Origin of the sequence: Microbacterium sp. LWO13-1.2 (assembly GCF_038397725.1) — a bacterium.
In the GTDB taxonomy this organism is placed as follows: Bacteria; Actinomycetota; Actinomycetes; order Actinomycetales; family Microbacteriaceae; genus Microbacterium.
The window spans coordinates 1,136,793-1,151,488 of record NZ_CP151634.1; the positions used below are offsets into that span (position 1 = coordinate 1,136,793).

Consider the following 14,696-nt stretch of genomic DNA (forward strand, 5'->3'; position numbering starts at 1 on the left):
ATGCGGCTGGTCATCGCTCCGGACAAGTTCAAGGGGTCGCTCACGGCTCCCGAGGTGGCCGAACGGGTCGCCTCGGGGGCTCGTCGAGCCGACTCCTCGATCGAAGTCCTCACCGTCCCCGTCGCCGATGGCGGCGAGGGAACGCTCGACGCCGTGCTCGCAGCCGGGTTCGAGCAGCGCACCGCGGTGGTGGCCGGCCCCACGGGTGCGCAGGTCGAGGCGGCGTTCGCCGTGCGCGATGATGAGGCGGTCGTCGAGATGGCGCGGGCATCAGGACTCGATCTGCTTCCCGAGGGCCGCAAAGACGCCCTCGGCGCGACGAGTCTGGGCACCGGTCAGCTCGTGCGGGCGGCGCTGGATGCCGGATGCCGGCGGATCGTGCTCGGAATCGGCGGCAGTGCGTCCACCGACGGCGGCGCCGGCCTGCTGCAAGGGCTCGGCGCGCGCTTCCTCGACGATGCGGGTCGCGAGCTTCCGCTCGGTGGTGCCGCTCTTGCGCGCCTGGCCGGGGTCGACCTGACGGGCCTCGATCCGCGCATCGCCGAGGCGGAGATCGTTCTCGCCAGCGACGTCGACAACGTGCTCGTCGGGCCGACGGGCGCCGCAGCGGTGTTCGGCCCGCAGAAGGGCGCCTCGCCAGACGATGTCGCTGTGCTGGATGCCGCACTCGCGCATCTGGTCGCGGTGCTCGGCGCGGCCCGTGGCGCGCTTCCGGTCCCGGCCGCTGAGGCGGCGTCGAGTGCCGGCGCCGGAGCGGCGGGCGGGGTCGGTTTCGCGGCCATCGCTCTGGGCGCCGTCCGACGAGCGGGCATCGACGTCGTCCTGGAGATGACAGCTCTGGCCGATCGTCTGCGCGGGGCTGATGCCGTCATCACCGGCGAGGGCAGCCTCGACGAGCAGAGCCTGATGGGCAAGACTCCGATCGGGGTCGCCCGTGCCGCAGCCGCTGCCGGGGTTCCCGTGTACGCCGTGTGCGGGCGCAGCACGCTCTCCGCAGAGGTCGTCGCCGATGCCGGTTTCGCCGGGGTGCGCGCGCTCTCGGAGCTGGAGCCGGATCCCGAGCGGAGCATGAAGAACGCCGGGGTGCTGCTCGAAGAGCTCGCAGAGAGTATGGTGCGGGCCATGCCGGTGCCACGCTACGACGTCGTCCTTCGCGGCCGCGCGCTCATCGACGGCGCATTCGCGGATGCTGAGATCGGCGTGCGCGCTGGCCGCATCGCTCGGATCGCTCCTGCCGGGGCCGAACTGGATGCCGACCACATCGTCGAACTCGCCGACGACGAGGTGCTGCTCCCCGGCCTCGTCGACACGCACGTGCACGTCAACGAGCCCGGCCGCACCGAGTGGGAGGGCTTCGAATCCGCGACGCGCGCCGCCGCAGCCGGCGGCGTCACCACCATCGTCGACATGCCGCTGAACAGCATCCCGCCGACCGTCTCGGTCGCAGCCCTCGATGAGAAGCGTGCCGTCGCCGATGGCCGCGTCTTCGTCGACGTCGGATTCTGGGGCGGTGCCGTTCCGGGCAATCTCGCCGACCTGGCGCCGTTGCACGACGAAGGCGTCTTCGGTTTCAAGTGCTTCCTGCTGCCGTCGGGCGTCGACGAGTTCCCCGACCTGTCGGTGAAAGAGATGCGTCAGGCGATGGCGGTGCTCGCCGGCCTCGGATCGATGTTGATCGTGCACGCCGAAGACGCGCACATCATCGAGGAATCCGTGCAGCCGGGCAGCCGCGAGTACGCGCCGTTCCTCGCTTCGCGCCCTCGGTCCGCCGAGGACGCGGCGATCGCCGAAGTCATCCGCGGGGCCGTCGACACCGGCGTGCGGGCGCACATCCTGCACCTGTCCAACGCCGATTCGCTGGGCCGCATCGCCGCTGCCCGCGCCGACGGCGTCGACCTGACCGTCGAGACGTGTCCGCACTACCTGACGCTCGCCGCCGAAGACATTCCGGCCGGAAACACGGCGTTCAAGTGCTGCCCGCCGATCCGCGAGGAGGGCAACCGCGACGAGCTGTGGCGAGGACTCGCCGACGGTGTGATCGACTTCATCGTCTCGGACCACTCGCCCTCCACGCCCGAGATGAAGTTCGCCGGCGACGGAGACTTCGCGGTCGCGTGGGGTGGCATCGCCTCACTGCAGCTGGGTCTTCCGCTGGTGTGGACGGAGGCCCGCCGACGCGGTCTCACGCTCGAGCACGTCGTCGCGCTCATGTCCGCGAAGCCGGCGGATCGCGTCGGATTGTCCGACAAGGGCCGCATCCGCGAAGGCAACGCGGCGGACTTCGCCGTCTTCGCTCCTGACGAGACGTTCACCGTGGATGCTGCGGCGCTGGCGCACCGGCATCCGATCACCCCCTACGACGGCCGCGAGCTGAGCGGTGTCGTGCGGTCGACCTACCTGGCCGGGATTCCGGTCGAGAAGGACGTTCCGCGCGGACGGCTGCTGCGTCGCGCCGGTATCGAGAATGGAGCACGCTCATGATCAACTCCTCAGAAGAACTGGAGGTCGGTCAGACCGCCCCCGACTTCTCCCTCACCGACGCGACCGGCACGGTGCGCACCCTCGCAGAGCTGCGCGGCACGCCGGTGATCGTCTACTTCTACCCGGCCGCCTTCACCCCGGGCTGCACGACCGAAGCATGCGACTTCCGTGACAATCTCGGCTCCTTCCAGGGGGCGGGCTACGCGGTCATCGGGATCTCGCCCGACCCGGTCGCGAAGCTCGCCGAGTTCGCGGCGGAGGAGCAGCTGAGCTTCCCGCTGCTCTCCGACGAGAGCGCGGACGTTGCCAAGGCGTGGGGAGCGTGGGGGCAGAAGACCCGCAACGGGCGCACCTTCGACGGATTGATCCGCACGACGGCCGTCATCGACGCAGCGGGTGTGGTCACGTCGATCGAGTACAACGTCGACCCGGCAGGGCACGTCGCCCGGCTCCGGGAGTCGCTTGCGATGCAGAGCGGAGAGTGACGGATGCTGCTCGATGAGTTCAACCGCGCGGATCGGAGCGACGCCATCGCCGTGCTCCGGCCCTGCGTCGACGTGACGCGATGGTGTCAGGAGATCGCCGATCGCCGGCCGTATGCCACCGTCGACGACTTCTTGGCTGAGGCCGCTCGAGCCGCCGACCCCTTCACCGCCCAAGAGATCGAGGCGGCTCTGGCGCACCATCCGCGGATCGGTGAGCGTGCCGACGGCCAGAGCCGCGAGGCGACGATGTCGCGTTCGGAGCAGGCGGGCATCGACCCCGCGGACAGCGAGATCCAGCAGGCGCTTCAAGCGGGGAACCGGCGCTACGAAGAGCAGTTCGGTCGGGTCTTCCTGATCCGTGCTGCCGGCCGAAGTGCCGACCAGATCCTGTCGATTCTGCAGGATCGCCTGCAGAATGATGCCGTCGCCGAGGAACGCGTCGTCGCAGGTCAACTGCGCGAGATCGCGCTGCTCCGATTGAAAGGAACCGTGACCGCATGAGTGCATCGCCTACCGTCTCGCACATCACGACGCACGTGCTCGATGCCGTGCAGGGGCTTCCCGCCTCTGGTGTGGCGGTCCAGTTGTCCGCTCTCCGTGACGGGGAGTGGCAGCTCCTGGCCGAAGCCGTGACCGATGCCGATGGCCGAGCGAAGCAGCTCGGCCCGGAGACTGTCCCCGCCGGCGCCTACCGCCTCCGGTTCGACACCGGAGCGTACTTCGCGACCCGGAGCATTCCGACCTTTTTTCCGGAGGCGCAGCTCACCTTCGTCATTGATGACGAAGCACGCCACTATCACGTGCCGTTGCTGCTGAGCCCCTTCGCCTATTCGACCTACCGAGGAAGCTGAACCATCATGACCGACACCCTGACTCGCTCGACGGAGACCGAGAACATGACCGAGACCGACCGCATCGTCCTGGGCCACAACCAATACGGCAAAGCGGAGGTCCGCGTCGTCAAGGTGACTCGCGACAGCGAACGACACGAGATCGAAGATCTGAACGTCACCTCGCAGTTGCGCGGCGACTTCCAGGCCGCGCACCTGGCGGGCGACAACGCGCACGTCGTGGCCACCGATACCCAGAAGAACACCATCTTCGCCTTCGCCCGCGACGGCATCGGCTCGCCCGAGAAGTTCCTGCTGCGCCTGTCCGACCACTTCACGGGTGAGTTCGCCTGGGTCGACGGCGGACGTTGGCTCGCCGAGAGCTACACCTGGGACCGCATCCAGGTCGACGGCGCAGACCACGATCACTCGTTCGTCCGCAACGGCCAGGTCACACGTACCGCGGTCGTCGTCGCCGAGGGGCAGAGGCGGCACATCATCGCGGGGCTCAAGGGCCTCACCGTGCTGAAGACCACGCAGTCGGGATTCGTCGGCTACCCCAAGGATCGATACACCTCGCTGCAGGAGACGACCGACCGCATCCTCGCGACCGATGTCACCGCTCGCTGGCGCTATGCCGAGGGTGAAGGTGCGCGAGACCTCGACTTCACCGCGATCTACGACGACGTCAAGCGACTGCTCCTGGAGGAATTCACCCGTCGCTATTCGGCAGCTCTGCAGACGACTCTGTTCGACATGGGGCGCCTCGTGCTCGAAGCGCACCCCGAGATCGCCGAGATCCGCCTGTCGATGCCGAACAAGCACCACTTCGTCGTCGATCTCTCCCCGTTCGGACTCGACAACCCGAACGAGGTCTTCTTCGCCTCCGACCGTTCCTACGGCCTGATCGAGGCGACCGTGACCCGCGAGGGACAGGCCGAGGTTCCGCAGGCTTGGGAGGCGGCGACCTCCTTCTGCTGAACAGCCCTGCACGCCCTGAGGCTCATGACGACAGCATGAGCCTCAGGTGCGCGCCGGTGTTTTGCGTGACCGCGCGATGATGATCACGGCGATGATGGCGAGCACCGCGCTCACGATGGGACCGAAGCCCACGAGGAGATAGGCGGACCTGTCGCCCCCGAAGGCGGGGTCGAGCGCAGCGGACAAGGGCATCGGCGCGAGGAAAATCGGGATGAGCACCTGCAGGGCGGCGAAGATGATCGACCAGACCAGAGCGATGCGGGATCCGCGGTGAGCGAGGACGCCGAGGTAGATCGTGGCAGCGACAAGGACGACGGCGAGCACGCCGAGTGCAAGGGGGACGTGAGCGAATGCACCGCTCAGGCCTTCTGCGCCGAGCATCGAGAATCCAGCGGTCAGCGAGTACCACGCAAGAATGGCCGGCCCGAGAGCGGAAATCCAGACGAAGACCGCGGCGCGCAGGTTGGTCGATGTCGCCGAATGAGCGGGGTGCAGAGCATCGGTCACGGGAGGCTCCTTTGGTCGGTCAGCGGCCGGTCAGACGTGAACGTCTGCCGGGGACACCTCGCCCTCGTGGAAGTTCGGCTTCTTGCCCAGCATCCGCACGACCAGCAGTACCAGCCCGACGATTGCGAGGCCCAACGCCAGGCCGGCGATCGCGGAGAAGAGCGTGTCGCCGATCCAGACGATGACGGGCCCGAGAGGTTCGAGGGCGTGCTCGATGCCGTGCAGGATGTCGGCACCGAAGTGCACACCCACCTCGGCGAGGTTCACGAGCACGAGGTGGCCACCGACCCAGAGCATCGCGACGGTCCCGAGGATGCTGATGAAGCGGAACACGGCGGGCATCGAGTTCACGATGCGGTTGCCGGTGCGGACGACGTGCGCGGTGCCGCTCTGGGCCATCCGCAAGCCGATGTCGTCGATCTTCACCAGCAGCGCCACTGCACCGTAGACGACACCGGTCATCAGCAGGGCGATGACCGAGAGCACGGCGAGGGTCATCCAGATGCCCATGTCCGCGTCGAGGCCGGCGAGCGAGATGAGCATGATCTCAGTGGAGAGGATCAGGTCGGTGCGCACGGCGCCGAGGACGAGGCGCTTCTCATCGCGGGACTCCTCCTCGCCGTGTCCGTGCTGCACTCCGAACCACTCCAGCACCTTCTCGGCGCCTTCGAAGCACAGATACGCGCCACCGATGATGAGCAGGTACGGCAGCACGAACGGCGCGAAAGCCGTCAGCAGAAGTGCGGCCGGGATGATGACGAGGAACTTGTTCGCCAGCGATCCGAGGGCGATCTTGCCGACGACCGGCAGCTCTCGTGCGGGCGTGATGCCCTGGACGTATTGCGGGGTCACGGCGGCATCGTCGATGACGACGCCCGCGGCTTTCGCGGATGCCTTGAGCGCTGCGCTCAGGATGTCGTCGACGACGGCGAGCAGACCAACCGACATGTGTCCCCCTGTGTGTGGATTCGGTTAGCAACTCTATCCACGTCGGATGGCGCGGCGAACGCCGGAGCGTGCGCTCCGAAGCGGGACGCGCAAGACTGGTGACATCGCGGGACCAAAACGAAGCATCCGTGCGTTGTACCCGGTGGTGCCACGAGCCGGCGGCACCAGACTCATCAGCATCGAGGAGCAGACACCATGAGCGACACCGGAAACATCACCCGCACCCCAGGCGCTGAGACGGCGGTCCTCGCCGGCGGATGCTTCTGGGGCATGGAAGACCTGATCCGCCGCCAGCCCGGCGTGCTCGGTACGCGCGTCGGCTACACCGGCGGATCGAACGATCACGCCACCTACCGGAACCACCCGGGGCACGCCGAGGCCGTCGAGATCGTCTTCGATCCGACCAAGACGACGTACCGCGACATCCTCGCCTTCTTCTTCCAGATCCACGACCCGTCGACCCTGGACCGCCAGGGCAACGACGTCGGCTCGAGCTACCGCTCGGCGATCTTCCCGCTCTCGCCCGAGCAGGAGCAGGTCGCGCGCGACACCATCGCCGACGTGGATGCGTCCGGCCTCTGGCCGGCGAAGGCCGTCACCGCGATCGAGCCGGAGGGGCCGTTCTGGGAGGCCGAGCCCGAGCACCAGGACTACCTGATCCGCTACCCCAACGGCTACACGTGCCACTTCCCTCGTGCGGGTTGGGTGCTGCCGCGGCGCGAGGCCTGACCCCGCGCATCGCCGGCGTCAGGCCTCTGCGAAGAACGCCAGCGCCGTCTCGCGGAACGCCCTCGAGCCCGGGGCGTTGAAGTGGTTCCGGTCCGGGATCTCGAAGAAGCGTCCCTGCGGGGCCGCGGAGGCGAGATTCCGGGAGCCCTCGATGATGGCGTCCTTCGAGCCGGTGGCGAACAGGATCGGCTGAGGCGGAGCATCCGCCGGATCCGGGTCGATTGTCCGTGACCGCCGCATCCCCTCGGCCAGAGCGACGAGGGCCTGCAGGTCGTTGCCGGCAACCCGTTCGGTGAGGGCGATGTAGTTCTGCGTCGTGGGATCCTGCACCGGCGTGCCGTCGGCGACGAATGCCCGCACCTGGTCGAGATCGAGTCGGGCGAGGGGGATGCCGTCCGGCACACCGCCGAGCACCGCGCGCCCGATCCGCTGCGGCAGATCGCGGACCACTTCCCAGCCGACCCGCGCGCCGAGCGAGTAGCCGACGTAGAACGCGTCATCCACGAGGTACGCGTCCATCACCGCCTCGACGTCGGTCGCCAGGGTGCGGATGGCGTAGTCCGGCGGCAGGTGCGGCTTCTGGCTCAGGCCGTGTCCGCGCTGATCCAGGGCGAGCACGCGGTATCCCGCACGGGTGAGGTCGCGCACCCAGCCCGTGAGTACCCAGTTGTCGCGGGCGTTGGACGCGAAGCCGTGCACGGCCACGATCACGGGGGCATCGACATCGCCCCAGGTGTACGTCGCGAGCCTGATGCCATCAGCCGTGTACACATGCTGCGGCTCCGGCATCGTCGTCAGATCGGAGAGAGGAAGGGCCACGTCATCCATCATGGCCCCATCCGGCGGGTACGGCTCAGAGGACGACGAGGAAGCCGAGTACCGCGCTTGCCACACCCAGCAGAGCCAGAACCAGTGCGGGAGCGAAGGGCTCCCTGCGGCGCAGGTGCACGACGGTTGCGCCGATCATGATGATCGCGAGGCCGACGCCGGCCAGCGGCGCGAGGATCGGCGCGACACCGGTGAGCAGAGGCAGGATCAGTCCGAGCGCTCCGACGACCTCGAGCGCCGCGATCGCCTTGACGGCGCCGACGGAGAAGTCCTCGGTCCATGCCATGCCTCGTGCGGCAAGTGTCTCCTTCGGCGTGATCAGCTTCATGGCGCCGCCGCCGAGCATCGCGAGGGCGAGCAGTCCGTTGACGATCCACAGGGCGATGAGCATGATTCTCCTAGGTTCCTTCTTGTGCGCTTGTTACGATCAGTAACAAGAATGGAGCACAGTCATGACCGATACAAAAGGCACATCGGTGTCACTGACGCACATGGATGAGAGCGCCCTCGCGGGATTCCCCGGCTACGAGAGCTCGTGCTCGGTGGATGAAGATGCCGGACGCGCCATCCGCGAGGTGCTCGATCGGGTCGGCGACAAGTGGTCGCTGCTGCTCATCGCGACCCTGCAGGGTGATCGGCTTCGTTTCAGTGAACTGCTGCGGCACATCCCCGGGATCTCGCAGCGGATGCTGACGCTCACGCTTCGCCAGCTCGAACGCGACGGGCTGATCACCCGCACCACTCACGCCGAAGTGCCGCCACGGGTCGAGTACGAATTGACCGAACTCGGCGGCACGCTGATCCTGATCGCTCGGACCATCGGCGACTGGGCCATGGAGAACCACCCGGCCATCGAGAAGTCCCGTGCGCGGTACGACGCGAGGAAGAATCGATGACGTCGACCTCGATCATCCCGGCTATGACTGAGGTCAGCGCGTCAGTCGGCCTTCTTCCCTCCGGCCTCGAGGACGTCGCCGGCCGGAAGCTCCTGATGTCCACCGAACTGCTGTCGCATCGCGGAGAGCACCTGGTTGGCGAAGCGGTCCTCATCGCGTGATGCGAAGCGCTCGAAGAGCGACGCGGCGAGTACCGGCACGGGCACGCCGATGTCGACGGCGGCCTTGACGGTCCACCGGCCCTCGCCGGAATCGGAGACGCGGCCGGCGAGTCCGTCCAGGGTGGGGTTCGCATGCAGCGCGGCCGCCGTGAGATCGAGCAGCCAGGAGGAGATGACCGAACCGCGTCGCCACAGTTCCGACACCTTCGCGGTGTCGATGTCGAACTGGTAGAACTCCGGCTCCTCCAGCGGCGCCACCTCGGCGGAGTGCTCCGCCTCGCGGATGCCGGCATCCGCGTTCTCCAGAATGTTGAGTCCCTCCGCGAACGCGGCCATGATGCCGTACTCGATGCCGTTGTGCACCATCTTCACGAAGTGCCCCGCGCCGGCAGGTCCGCAGTGCAGGTATCCACGCTCTTCGGGGGCGAGCTCTCCGTCGCGGCCGGGTGTGCGGGGGATCTCTCCCGATCCGGGGGCGATCGTCTGCAGGAGCGGGTCGATCGTCGCGACGGCTGCGTCCGGACCGCCGACCATGAGGCAGTAGCCCCGTTCGAGACCGAAGACGCCGCCGCTGGTTCCGACGTCGACGTAGTCGATGCCGCGCTCCCGCAGCGCCGCCGCCCGACGGACATCGTCACGGTAGTTGGAGTTGCCGCCGTCGATGAGGATGTCACCGGGGTCGAGGAGCGCGGCGAGTTCGTCGACGACCCCGCCGGTGAATCCCGCCGGGATCATCAGCCAGATCGCGCGGGGTGCGGTCATCGAGGCGACGAGGTCGGCCAGGCTCGTGGCACCGGTCGCCCCGTCGGCGACGAGGGCCGCGACCGATTCGGGATTGACGTCGTAGGCGACGCAGTCGTGGCCATCGCGCATGATGCGCCGCGCGATGTTGGCGCCCATTCGGCCGAGGCCGACCATTCCGAGTTGCATGCCTGCTCCTTCGTCTCAGTCGGCCAGCAGGCCGTCCTCGTTGTATTCGGGTGCCGGGAGCGCCTCGAGGCGCAGCCGGCGCATGATCTCTTTGACTTCGTCCTTCGGCCCGCGGCCGAGCTGGATGACGACACCATTCTCGTCCTCTTCCAGTGGCTCCAACGTCGCGAACTGAGAGCCGAGCAGATTCTGAGGCATGAAGTGGTCGAGCCGGTTGCTCAGCCTGGTCGCGATCGCTTCGCGCGTGCCGTCCAGATGCACGAACGCCACACCGGGTCCGCTCAGCCGGTCGCGGTAGACGCGGCGCAGCGCGGAGCAGGTGATGATGGCCGGGGTGCCCGATGCGGTGTGCAGGTGGATCCAGGCGGCGATCTTGTCGAGCCAGGGCCACCGATCCTCATCGGTGAGCGGCACACCTGACGCCATCTTGGCGACGTTCTCCGCAGGGTGAAGATCGTCACCCTCCTCGAGGTCCCAGCCGAGGCGGCCGGCGAGCATGCCGGCGACGGTGGACTTGCCTGAGCCGGAGACGCCCATCACCACCAGCACGATCGGCGGGTCGGGCCTGACGGCGGTCTCAGATGCGGATTCGTTCGTCGTCATGATCACACCACCAGGTCGAGAAGGAGCACGCCGGCCAGGCCGACGACCGAGATGAGGCACTCCAGCACCGTCCAGGTCTTGAACGTCTGGGGGAGGCTCGTGCCGAGATACTGCTTGACGAGCCAGAATCCGGCGTCGTTCACGTGCGAGAGGAACACCGATCCCGAGCCGATCGCGAGCACGAGGAGCGCGACCTCAGGGCTGGGAAGCGTCGCGGCGACCGGCGTCATCAGTCCTGCCGCCGTGATGGTGGCGATGGTGGCGGAACCGGTCGCGATCCGGACCAGCACTGCGACGAGCCAGCCGAGCAGCAGCACCGAGATGCCGCTCTCGAGGACGGCCCGGGTGATGACCTCGCCGATCCCGGTGTCGATCAGCACCTGCTTGAAAGCGCCGCCGGCTCCCACGATGAGCAGGATCGCCGCGATGGGCGGGAGGCTGCTCTCGAGCGAGTGCGCGACCGACGTGCGGTTCATCTTGCCACCGGCGCCCAGCACGAAGATTCCGAAGACGAGAGTGATGAGCAGCGCGATCGTGGGTGTTCCGATGAAGTCGATGAAGCCCTTCCACGCGTCGGTGGAGTCGGGTGCGAAGACTGCTGAGAGCGCTTTGGCCATCATCAGCACGACGGGGAGGAGGATGCTGGCGAGTGCCGCGATGAACGAGGGGCGCGGACGCCGGGTGACGTCTTCACCCTGATCTTCGGCGGTGACGAACATGTCCGGCACCGGCACCGGGGCCCACTTCGCGGCGAACCCGCTGAACAGCGGGCCGGCGACGATGATGGTCGGGATGGCGATGATCACGCCGAACGCGAGGGTGAGTCCGAGGTTCGCCCCGAGGGCGTCGATCGCGATGAGGGGACCCGGATGCGGCGGTACCAGGCCGTGCATCGCGGAGAGTCCGGCGAGAGTGGGGATCGCGATCTTCATGAGTGCGACGCCGGAACGGCGGGCGACGAGGATGATCACCGGGATCAGGAGGACGAGCCCGATCTCGAAGAACATCGGCAGGCCGATCACAGCGCCGACGACACCCATCGTCCATGGAAGCGCGCGGGGGCTCGAACGCGCGACCAGGGTGTCGACGACACGATCCGCACCGCCGGAGTCGGCGAGCAGCTTGCCGAACATCGCGCCGAGGGCGATGAGGACGCCGACCCCGCCCATCGTCGAGCCGAAGCCGGTCGCGAAGCTGGTCAGGGCCTGGTCGGTCGCCATTCCGGCACCGATGCCGACGCCGAGTGCGCCGACCGTCAGGGCGAGGAACGGATTCACCTTCAGCCAGGTGATCAGCACGATGATGACGGTGAAGCCGATGAGCGCGGCCGTGATCAGCTGCGCATCTGAGCCGACGGGGACGATCGGTGCAGGATCGGCCATCGGCAGAAGTGACAAGGGAACCATAGTGTTCCTCTCCATTGAGGGATGTGCAGCGAGAGCGACTGCGCTTCTGTCAGATATTTGAAGCCACGATAGCCAAATAGTAGGACTATTGCAAGGATCGGTCTAAAATAACGTGGTTATCGATCGATCAGCTGGGGAAAGATCGGTCTCGTCCCGTACCCTGGCGGCATGGGCCAGACTCCGCTGCACGACGTGATCGTAGAGCGCTGGGGTGCCGACATCGGCGCGGCGCGGCGCCCCGCAGGCAGCCGCATCGTCATGGACCAGGCCGTGCTCGAGTTCGGGGCCTCCCGGAGTGCGATCCGCGAGGCGGTGCGCGTGCTCGAATCGCTGGGCATGGTGGAGTCCCGTCAGCGCGTGGGCATCACCGTGCTCTCGCCCGACTCGTGGAGTCCTTATGACTCGCGCGTGCTGCGCTGGCGCCTGGACGGGCCCGATCGCGTCGAATTGCTGCGCAGTCTCAGCGAACTGCGCGGTGCCGTCGAGCCCGTGGCTGCGCGACTCGCGGCCGAGCGCGCCACTCCGGAGCAGTGCGGCGCGCTCGCCGCGGCAGTGATCGGAATGGCCTCGACCGCGCGTGCGGCCAACGCCGACGACTACCTCCGCCACGACATCGACTTCCATACCGTGATGCTGCAGGCATCCGGCAACGTGATGCTCGCCAGCCTCGGGTCTATCGTCATCGCGGTACTCGAAGGGCGTACGCATCACGCGCTGATGCCGTCCGTCGCCGAGGCGGCGGCCCTCCAGCTGCATGCGGATGTCGCTGCTGCCGTGCAGTCCGGGGATGCGGCGGGGGCAGAGCGGGCGATGCAGGCGATCGTCGCCGAGTCGACAGAGGCCATGGTCGAGATGGCGGTCTCCTCACCGGAGAGCTGACCGGCGGCGCGGAGCGGCTCGAAGTCCCGGCCTGAACGCCGAGAACGCCGGGGGATGTGGATCCCACCGGCGTTCCCGATCTCGCGAAGGTCAGACCCGCGTGCGCAGTTCCTCGCCGAGCGATGCGTCCACGCTCGTCCAGTACTGGAAGAAGCGCTCACGGATCTCGGGGATCGTGATCGACCGGCCCTGACCGGTGAGCGTCTCGATGAAGCGAGCGCGCTGCTCGTCATCGAAGACCACGCGGTACAGCGTTCCCGCCTGCCCGAAGTCGTCGTCGTCCAGGTGCAGAGTCGCGGCCGAGCGGATCAGCTCGCCGTCCGATTCCCAGCTGGCTTCGACTCCGGCGGCGGGGTCGGCGACCGGGCCGCCGGCCGCGCCGAACGAGTTCGGCGTGTAGACCCGGTGCTCGGGCCCGTTGAACTTGTACTGCATCTGGCCCTCGTGCATGTAGTTGCGCACTTCGGCCGCATGCGGCTGGTTGACCGGCAGCTGGTTGTAGTTCGCGCCGATGCGGTAGCGCTGCGCATCGGCATAGGCGAAGACGCGCGCCATCAGCATCTTGTCCGGCGAGATGCCGGTGCCGGGAACCTGGTTGCCGGGGGAGAAGGCGGCCTGCTCGATCTCGGCGAAGAAGTTCTGCGGGTTGCGGTCCAGCGTGAACGTGCCGACCTTGATGCGCGGGTAGTCCTTCTTCGACCAGGTCTTGGTGAGGTCGAACGGGTTGAACCGGTACTCCTTGGCCTCCTCGTAGGGCATGACCTGCACGAAGACATCCCAGGACGGGTGCTCGCCACGATCGATCGCGTCGAACAGGTCGCGACGGTAGAAGTCGGCATCCGAGCCCGCGAGCTGCTGCGCCTCGTCGGCCCCCATGCTCTCCACGCCCTGGTGGGAGAGGAAGTGGTACTGCACCCAGAACCGCTCGCCCTCGGCGTTCACCCACTGGTAGGTGTGCGAGCCGTAGCCGTTCATGTGGCGCCAGCTGCGGGGGAGGCCCCGGTCGCCCATCAAGTAGGTGACCTGGTGCGCGGTCTCCGGCGACAGGGTCCAGAAGTCCCACTGCATGTCGGAGTTGCGCAGCCCGGAGTCGCCGAGGCGCTTCTGCGAGTGGATGAAGTCGGGGAACTTCATCGCATCGCGCAGGAAGAACGTCGGGGTGTTGTTGCCGACGATGTCGAGGTTGCCCTCCGGCGTGTAGAACCGCAGCGCGAAGCCGCGCACGTCGCGCCAGGTGTCGGGGGAGCCCTGTTCGCCGGCGACCGACGAGAAGCGCAGCAGCGTCTCGCTCACCGCTCCGGGCTGGAAGGCTGCGGCGCGGGTGTACGCCGAGACGTCCTCCGTGACGGTGAACGTGCCGAAGGCGCCGCCGCCCTTGGCGTGCGGGTTGCGCTCCGGCACCCGCTCGCGGTTGAACGAGGCGAGCTTCTCGACGAGGTAGCGGTCGTGCAGGACGGTGGGGCCGTCGGCCCCGACGGTCAGCGAGTGTGCGTCGCTGGCGACCGGGGTTCCGGTCTGGGTGGTCGTGGACGGGTCGGTCATATTCTTCTCCTTCTGCGCGCGAGCGCGACGAACAGCCATGTCAGCAGACACAGATGAACGGGGGATGCTACTGCGCGGCGTTCTGGCAACTGGGGCAGACGCCCCAGAAGGTGACTTCGGCTGTCTGGACGGTGAACCCCGCCGCAGAGGACGGGGTGAGGCACGGCGCTTCGCCGATGACGCAGTCCACATCGGCGACCGCACCGCATTCGGTGCAGACGACGTGGTGGTGGTTGTCATCGATGCGCCGCTCGTAGAGCGCTGCGGACCCTGCCGGTTCGATCCGACGGAGCAGGCCCGCCGTCGTCAGGTCCGCGAGGATGTTGTGCACCGACTGGATCGACGTGGTCGGAAGCACGTCGGACACGGTGCGGTAGACCCGCTCCGCATCCGTGTGAGCCATGGAATCCAAAGCTTCCAGAACCGCGATGCGGCCCGCAGTCGCCCTCAGCCCGACGCTGCGCAACGCCGTGTCGAGATCGGTTTCCAT

17 protein-coding genes are annotated in these 14,696 nt (G+C 67.6%); 8 read left to right on the forward strand and 9 right to left on the reverse strand.

Annotated features, from left to right (window positions below; all coding sequences use genetic code 11):
• The 5 genes from allB to pucL are packed head-to-tail and all read left to right on the forward strand — an operon-like array spanning window position 1 to window position 4,777.
• Window positions 1-2,481 (forward strand): allantoinase AllB, encoded by a 2,481-nt coding sequence (gene allB, locus MRBLWO13_RS05380; protein ID WP_341976775.1) that lies wholly within the window; start codon window positions 1-3, stop codon window positions 2,479-2,481.
• Window positions 2,478-2,966 carry a thioredoxin-dependent thiol peroxidase gene (gene bcp / locus MRBLWO13_RS05385; RefSeq protein ID WP_341976776.1) on the forward strand — a complete coding sequence of 163 codons (489 nt, stop codon included), beginning with the start codon at window positions 2,478-2,480 and terminating at the stop codon, window positions 2,964-2,966. The genes allB and bcp overlap by 4 nt, the downstream gene beginning before the upstream one ends.
• A 3-nt stretch (window positions 2,967-2,969) precedes the next feature.
• The gene (gene uraD / locus MRBLWO13_RS05390) at window positions 2,970-3,467 is read left to right on the forward strand and encodes a 2-oxo-4-hydroxy-4-carboxy-5-ureidoimidazoline decarboxylase (protein WP_341976777.1); all 498 of its coding nucleotides are present in this window, start codon (window positions 2,970-2,972) and stop codon (window positions 3,465-3,467) included.
• Entirely contained in the window at window positions 3,464-3,817 is a 354-nt protein-coding gene (gene uraH, locus MRBLWO13_RS05395) for a hydroxyisourate hydrolase (RefSeq protein WP_341976778.1), read from the forward strand. Before uraD ends, uraH begins: the two co-directional genes overlap by 4 nt.
• Before the next feature lie 45 nt (window positions 3,818-3,862).
• Window positions 3,863-4,777: a factor-independent urate hydroxylase gene (gene pucL, locus MRBLWO13_RS05400; protein ID WP_341978282.1), complete on the forward strand. Its 915-nt coding sequence runs from the start codon at window positions 3,863-3,865 to the stop codon at window positions 4,775-4,777.
• 42 nt (window positions 4,778-4,819) lie between these two features.
• Here pucL and MRBLWO13_RS05405 read toward each other — a convergent pair whose 3' ends face one another.
• Complete coding sequence (locus MRBLWO13_RS05405) at window positions 4,820-5,284, reverse strand: hypothetical protein (protein WP_341976779.1); 465 nt, start codon at window positions 5,282-5,284, stop codon at window positions 4,820-4,822.
• A gap of 30 nt (window positions 5,285-5,314) precedes the next feature.
• On the reverse strand, window positions 5,315-6,232 hold the full coding sequence (locus MRBLWO13_RS05410) for a DUF808 domain-containing protein (RefSeq protein WP_341976780.1): 918 nt from the start codon (window positions 6,230-6,232) through the stop codon (window positions 5,315-5,317).
• A 195-nt stretch (window positions 6,233-6,427) separates the two neighbouring features.
• On the opposite strand from MRBLWO13_RS05410, the gene msrA reads away from it, so the two are divergent.
• The gene (msrA, locus tag MRBLWO13_RS05415) at window positions 6,428-6,961 is read left to right on the forward strand and encodes a peptide-methionine (S)-S-oxide reductase MsrA (protein WP_341976781.1); all 534 of its coding nucleotides are present in this window, start codon (window positions 6,428-6,430) and stop codon (window positions 6,959-6,961) included.
• Between the two features lie 18 nt (window positions 6,962-6,979).
• Here msrA and MRBLWO13_RS05420 read toward each other — a convergent pair whose 3' ends face one another.
• Together MRBLWO13_RS05420 and MRBLWO13_RS05425 are read right to left on the reverse strand one after the other, a co-directional pair.
• A complete protein-coding gene (locus MRBLWO13_RS05420) occupies window positions 6,980-7,789 on the reverse strand; it encodes an alpha/beta fold hydrolase (RefSeq protein ID WP_341978284.1) in 810 nt (269 codons plus the stop codon).
• Between the two features lie 25 nt (window positions 7,790-7,814).
• Window positions 7,815-8,180, reverse strand: coding sequence for a DoxX family protein (locus tag MRBLWO13_RS05425; protein ID WP_341976782.1), 366 nt, complete (start codon window positions 8,178-8,180; stop codon window positions 7,815-7,817).
• A gap of 61 nt (window positions 8,181-8,241) precedes the next feature.
• On the opposite strand from MRBLWO13_RS05425, the gene MRBLWO13_RS05430 reads away from it, so the two are divergent.
• Entirely contained in the window at window positions 8,242-8,685 is a 444-nt protein-coding gene (locus MRBLWO13_RS05430; protein ID WP_341976783.1) for a helix-turn-helix domain-containing protein, read from the forward strand.
• Between the two features lie 41 nt (window positions 8,686-8,726).
• Here MRBLWO13_RS05430 and gnd read toward each other — a convergent pair whose 3' ends face one another.
• From gnd to MRBLWO13_RS05445, 3 genes are read right to left on the reverse strand one after another with little or no spacing between them, the layout of a single operon-like run.
• Entirely contained in the window at window positions 8,727-9,776 is a 1,050-nt protein-coding gene (gene gnd / locus MRBLWO13_RS05435) for a phosphogluconate dehydrogenase (NAD(+)-dependent, decarboxylating) (protein WP_341976784.1), read from the reverse strand.
• A 15-nt stretch (window positions 9,777-9,791) separates the two neighbouring features.
• A complete protein-coding gene (locus MRBLWO13_RS05440) occupies window positions 9,792-10,379 on the reverse strand; it encodes a gluconokinase (protein WP_341976785.1) in 588 nt (195 codons plus the stop codon).
• Between the two features lie 2 nt (window positions 10,380-10,381).
• Window positions 10,382-11,761 (reverse strand): gluconate:H+ symporter, encoded by a 1,380-nt coding sequence (locus MRBLWO13_RS05445; RefSeq protein WP_341976786.1) that lies wholly within the window; start codon window positions 11,759-11,761, stop codon window positions 10,382-10,384.
• Between the two features lie 192 nt (window positions 11,762-11,953).
• Here MRBLWO13_RS05445 and MRBLWO13_RS05450 point away from each other — a divergent pair, with 192 nt between their 5' ends.
• Window positions 11,954-12,664, forward strand: coding sequence for an FCD domain-containing protein (locus MRBLWO13_RS05450; RefSeq protein WP_341976787.1), 711 nt, complete (start codon window positions 11,954-11,956; stop codon window positions 12,662-12,664).
• 90 nt (window positions 12,665-12,754) lie between these two features.
• On the opposite strand, the gene MRBLWO13_RS05455 is transcribed toward MRBLWO13_RS05450, so the two are convergent.
• Both MRBLWO13_RS05455 and MRBLWO13_RS05460 read right to left on the reverse strand, forming a co-directional pair.
• Window positions 12,755-14,206 carry a catalase gene (locus MRBLWO13_RS05455; RefSeq protein WP_341976788.1) on the reverse strand — a complete coding sequence of 484 codons (1,452 nt, stop codon included), beginning with the start codon at window positions 14,204-14,206 and terminating at the stop codon, window positions 12,755-12,757.
• 67 nt (window positions 14,207-14,273) lie between these two features.
• The gene (locus MRBLWO13_RS05460) at window positions 14,274-14,696 is read right to left on the reverse strand and encodes a Fur family transcriptional regulator (protein WP_341976789.1); all 423 of its coding nucleotides are present in this window, start codon (window positions 14,694-14,696) and stop codon (window positions 14,274-14,276) included.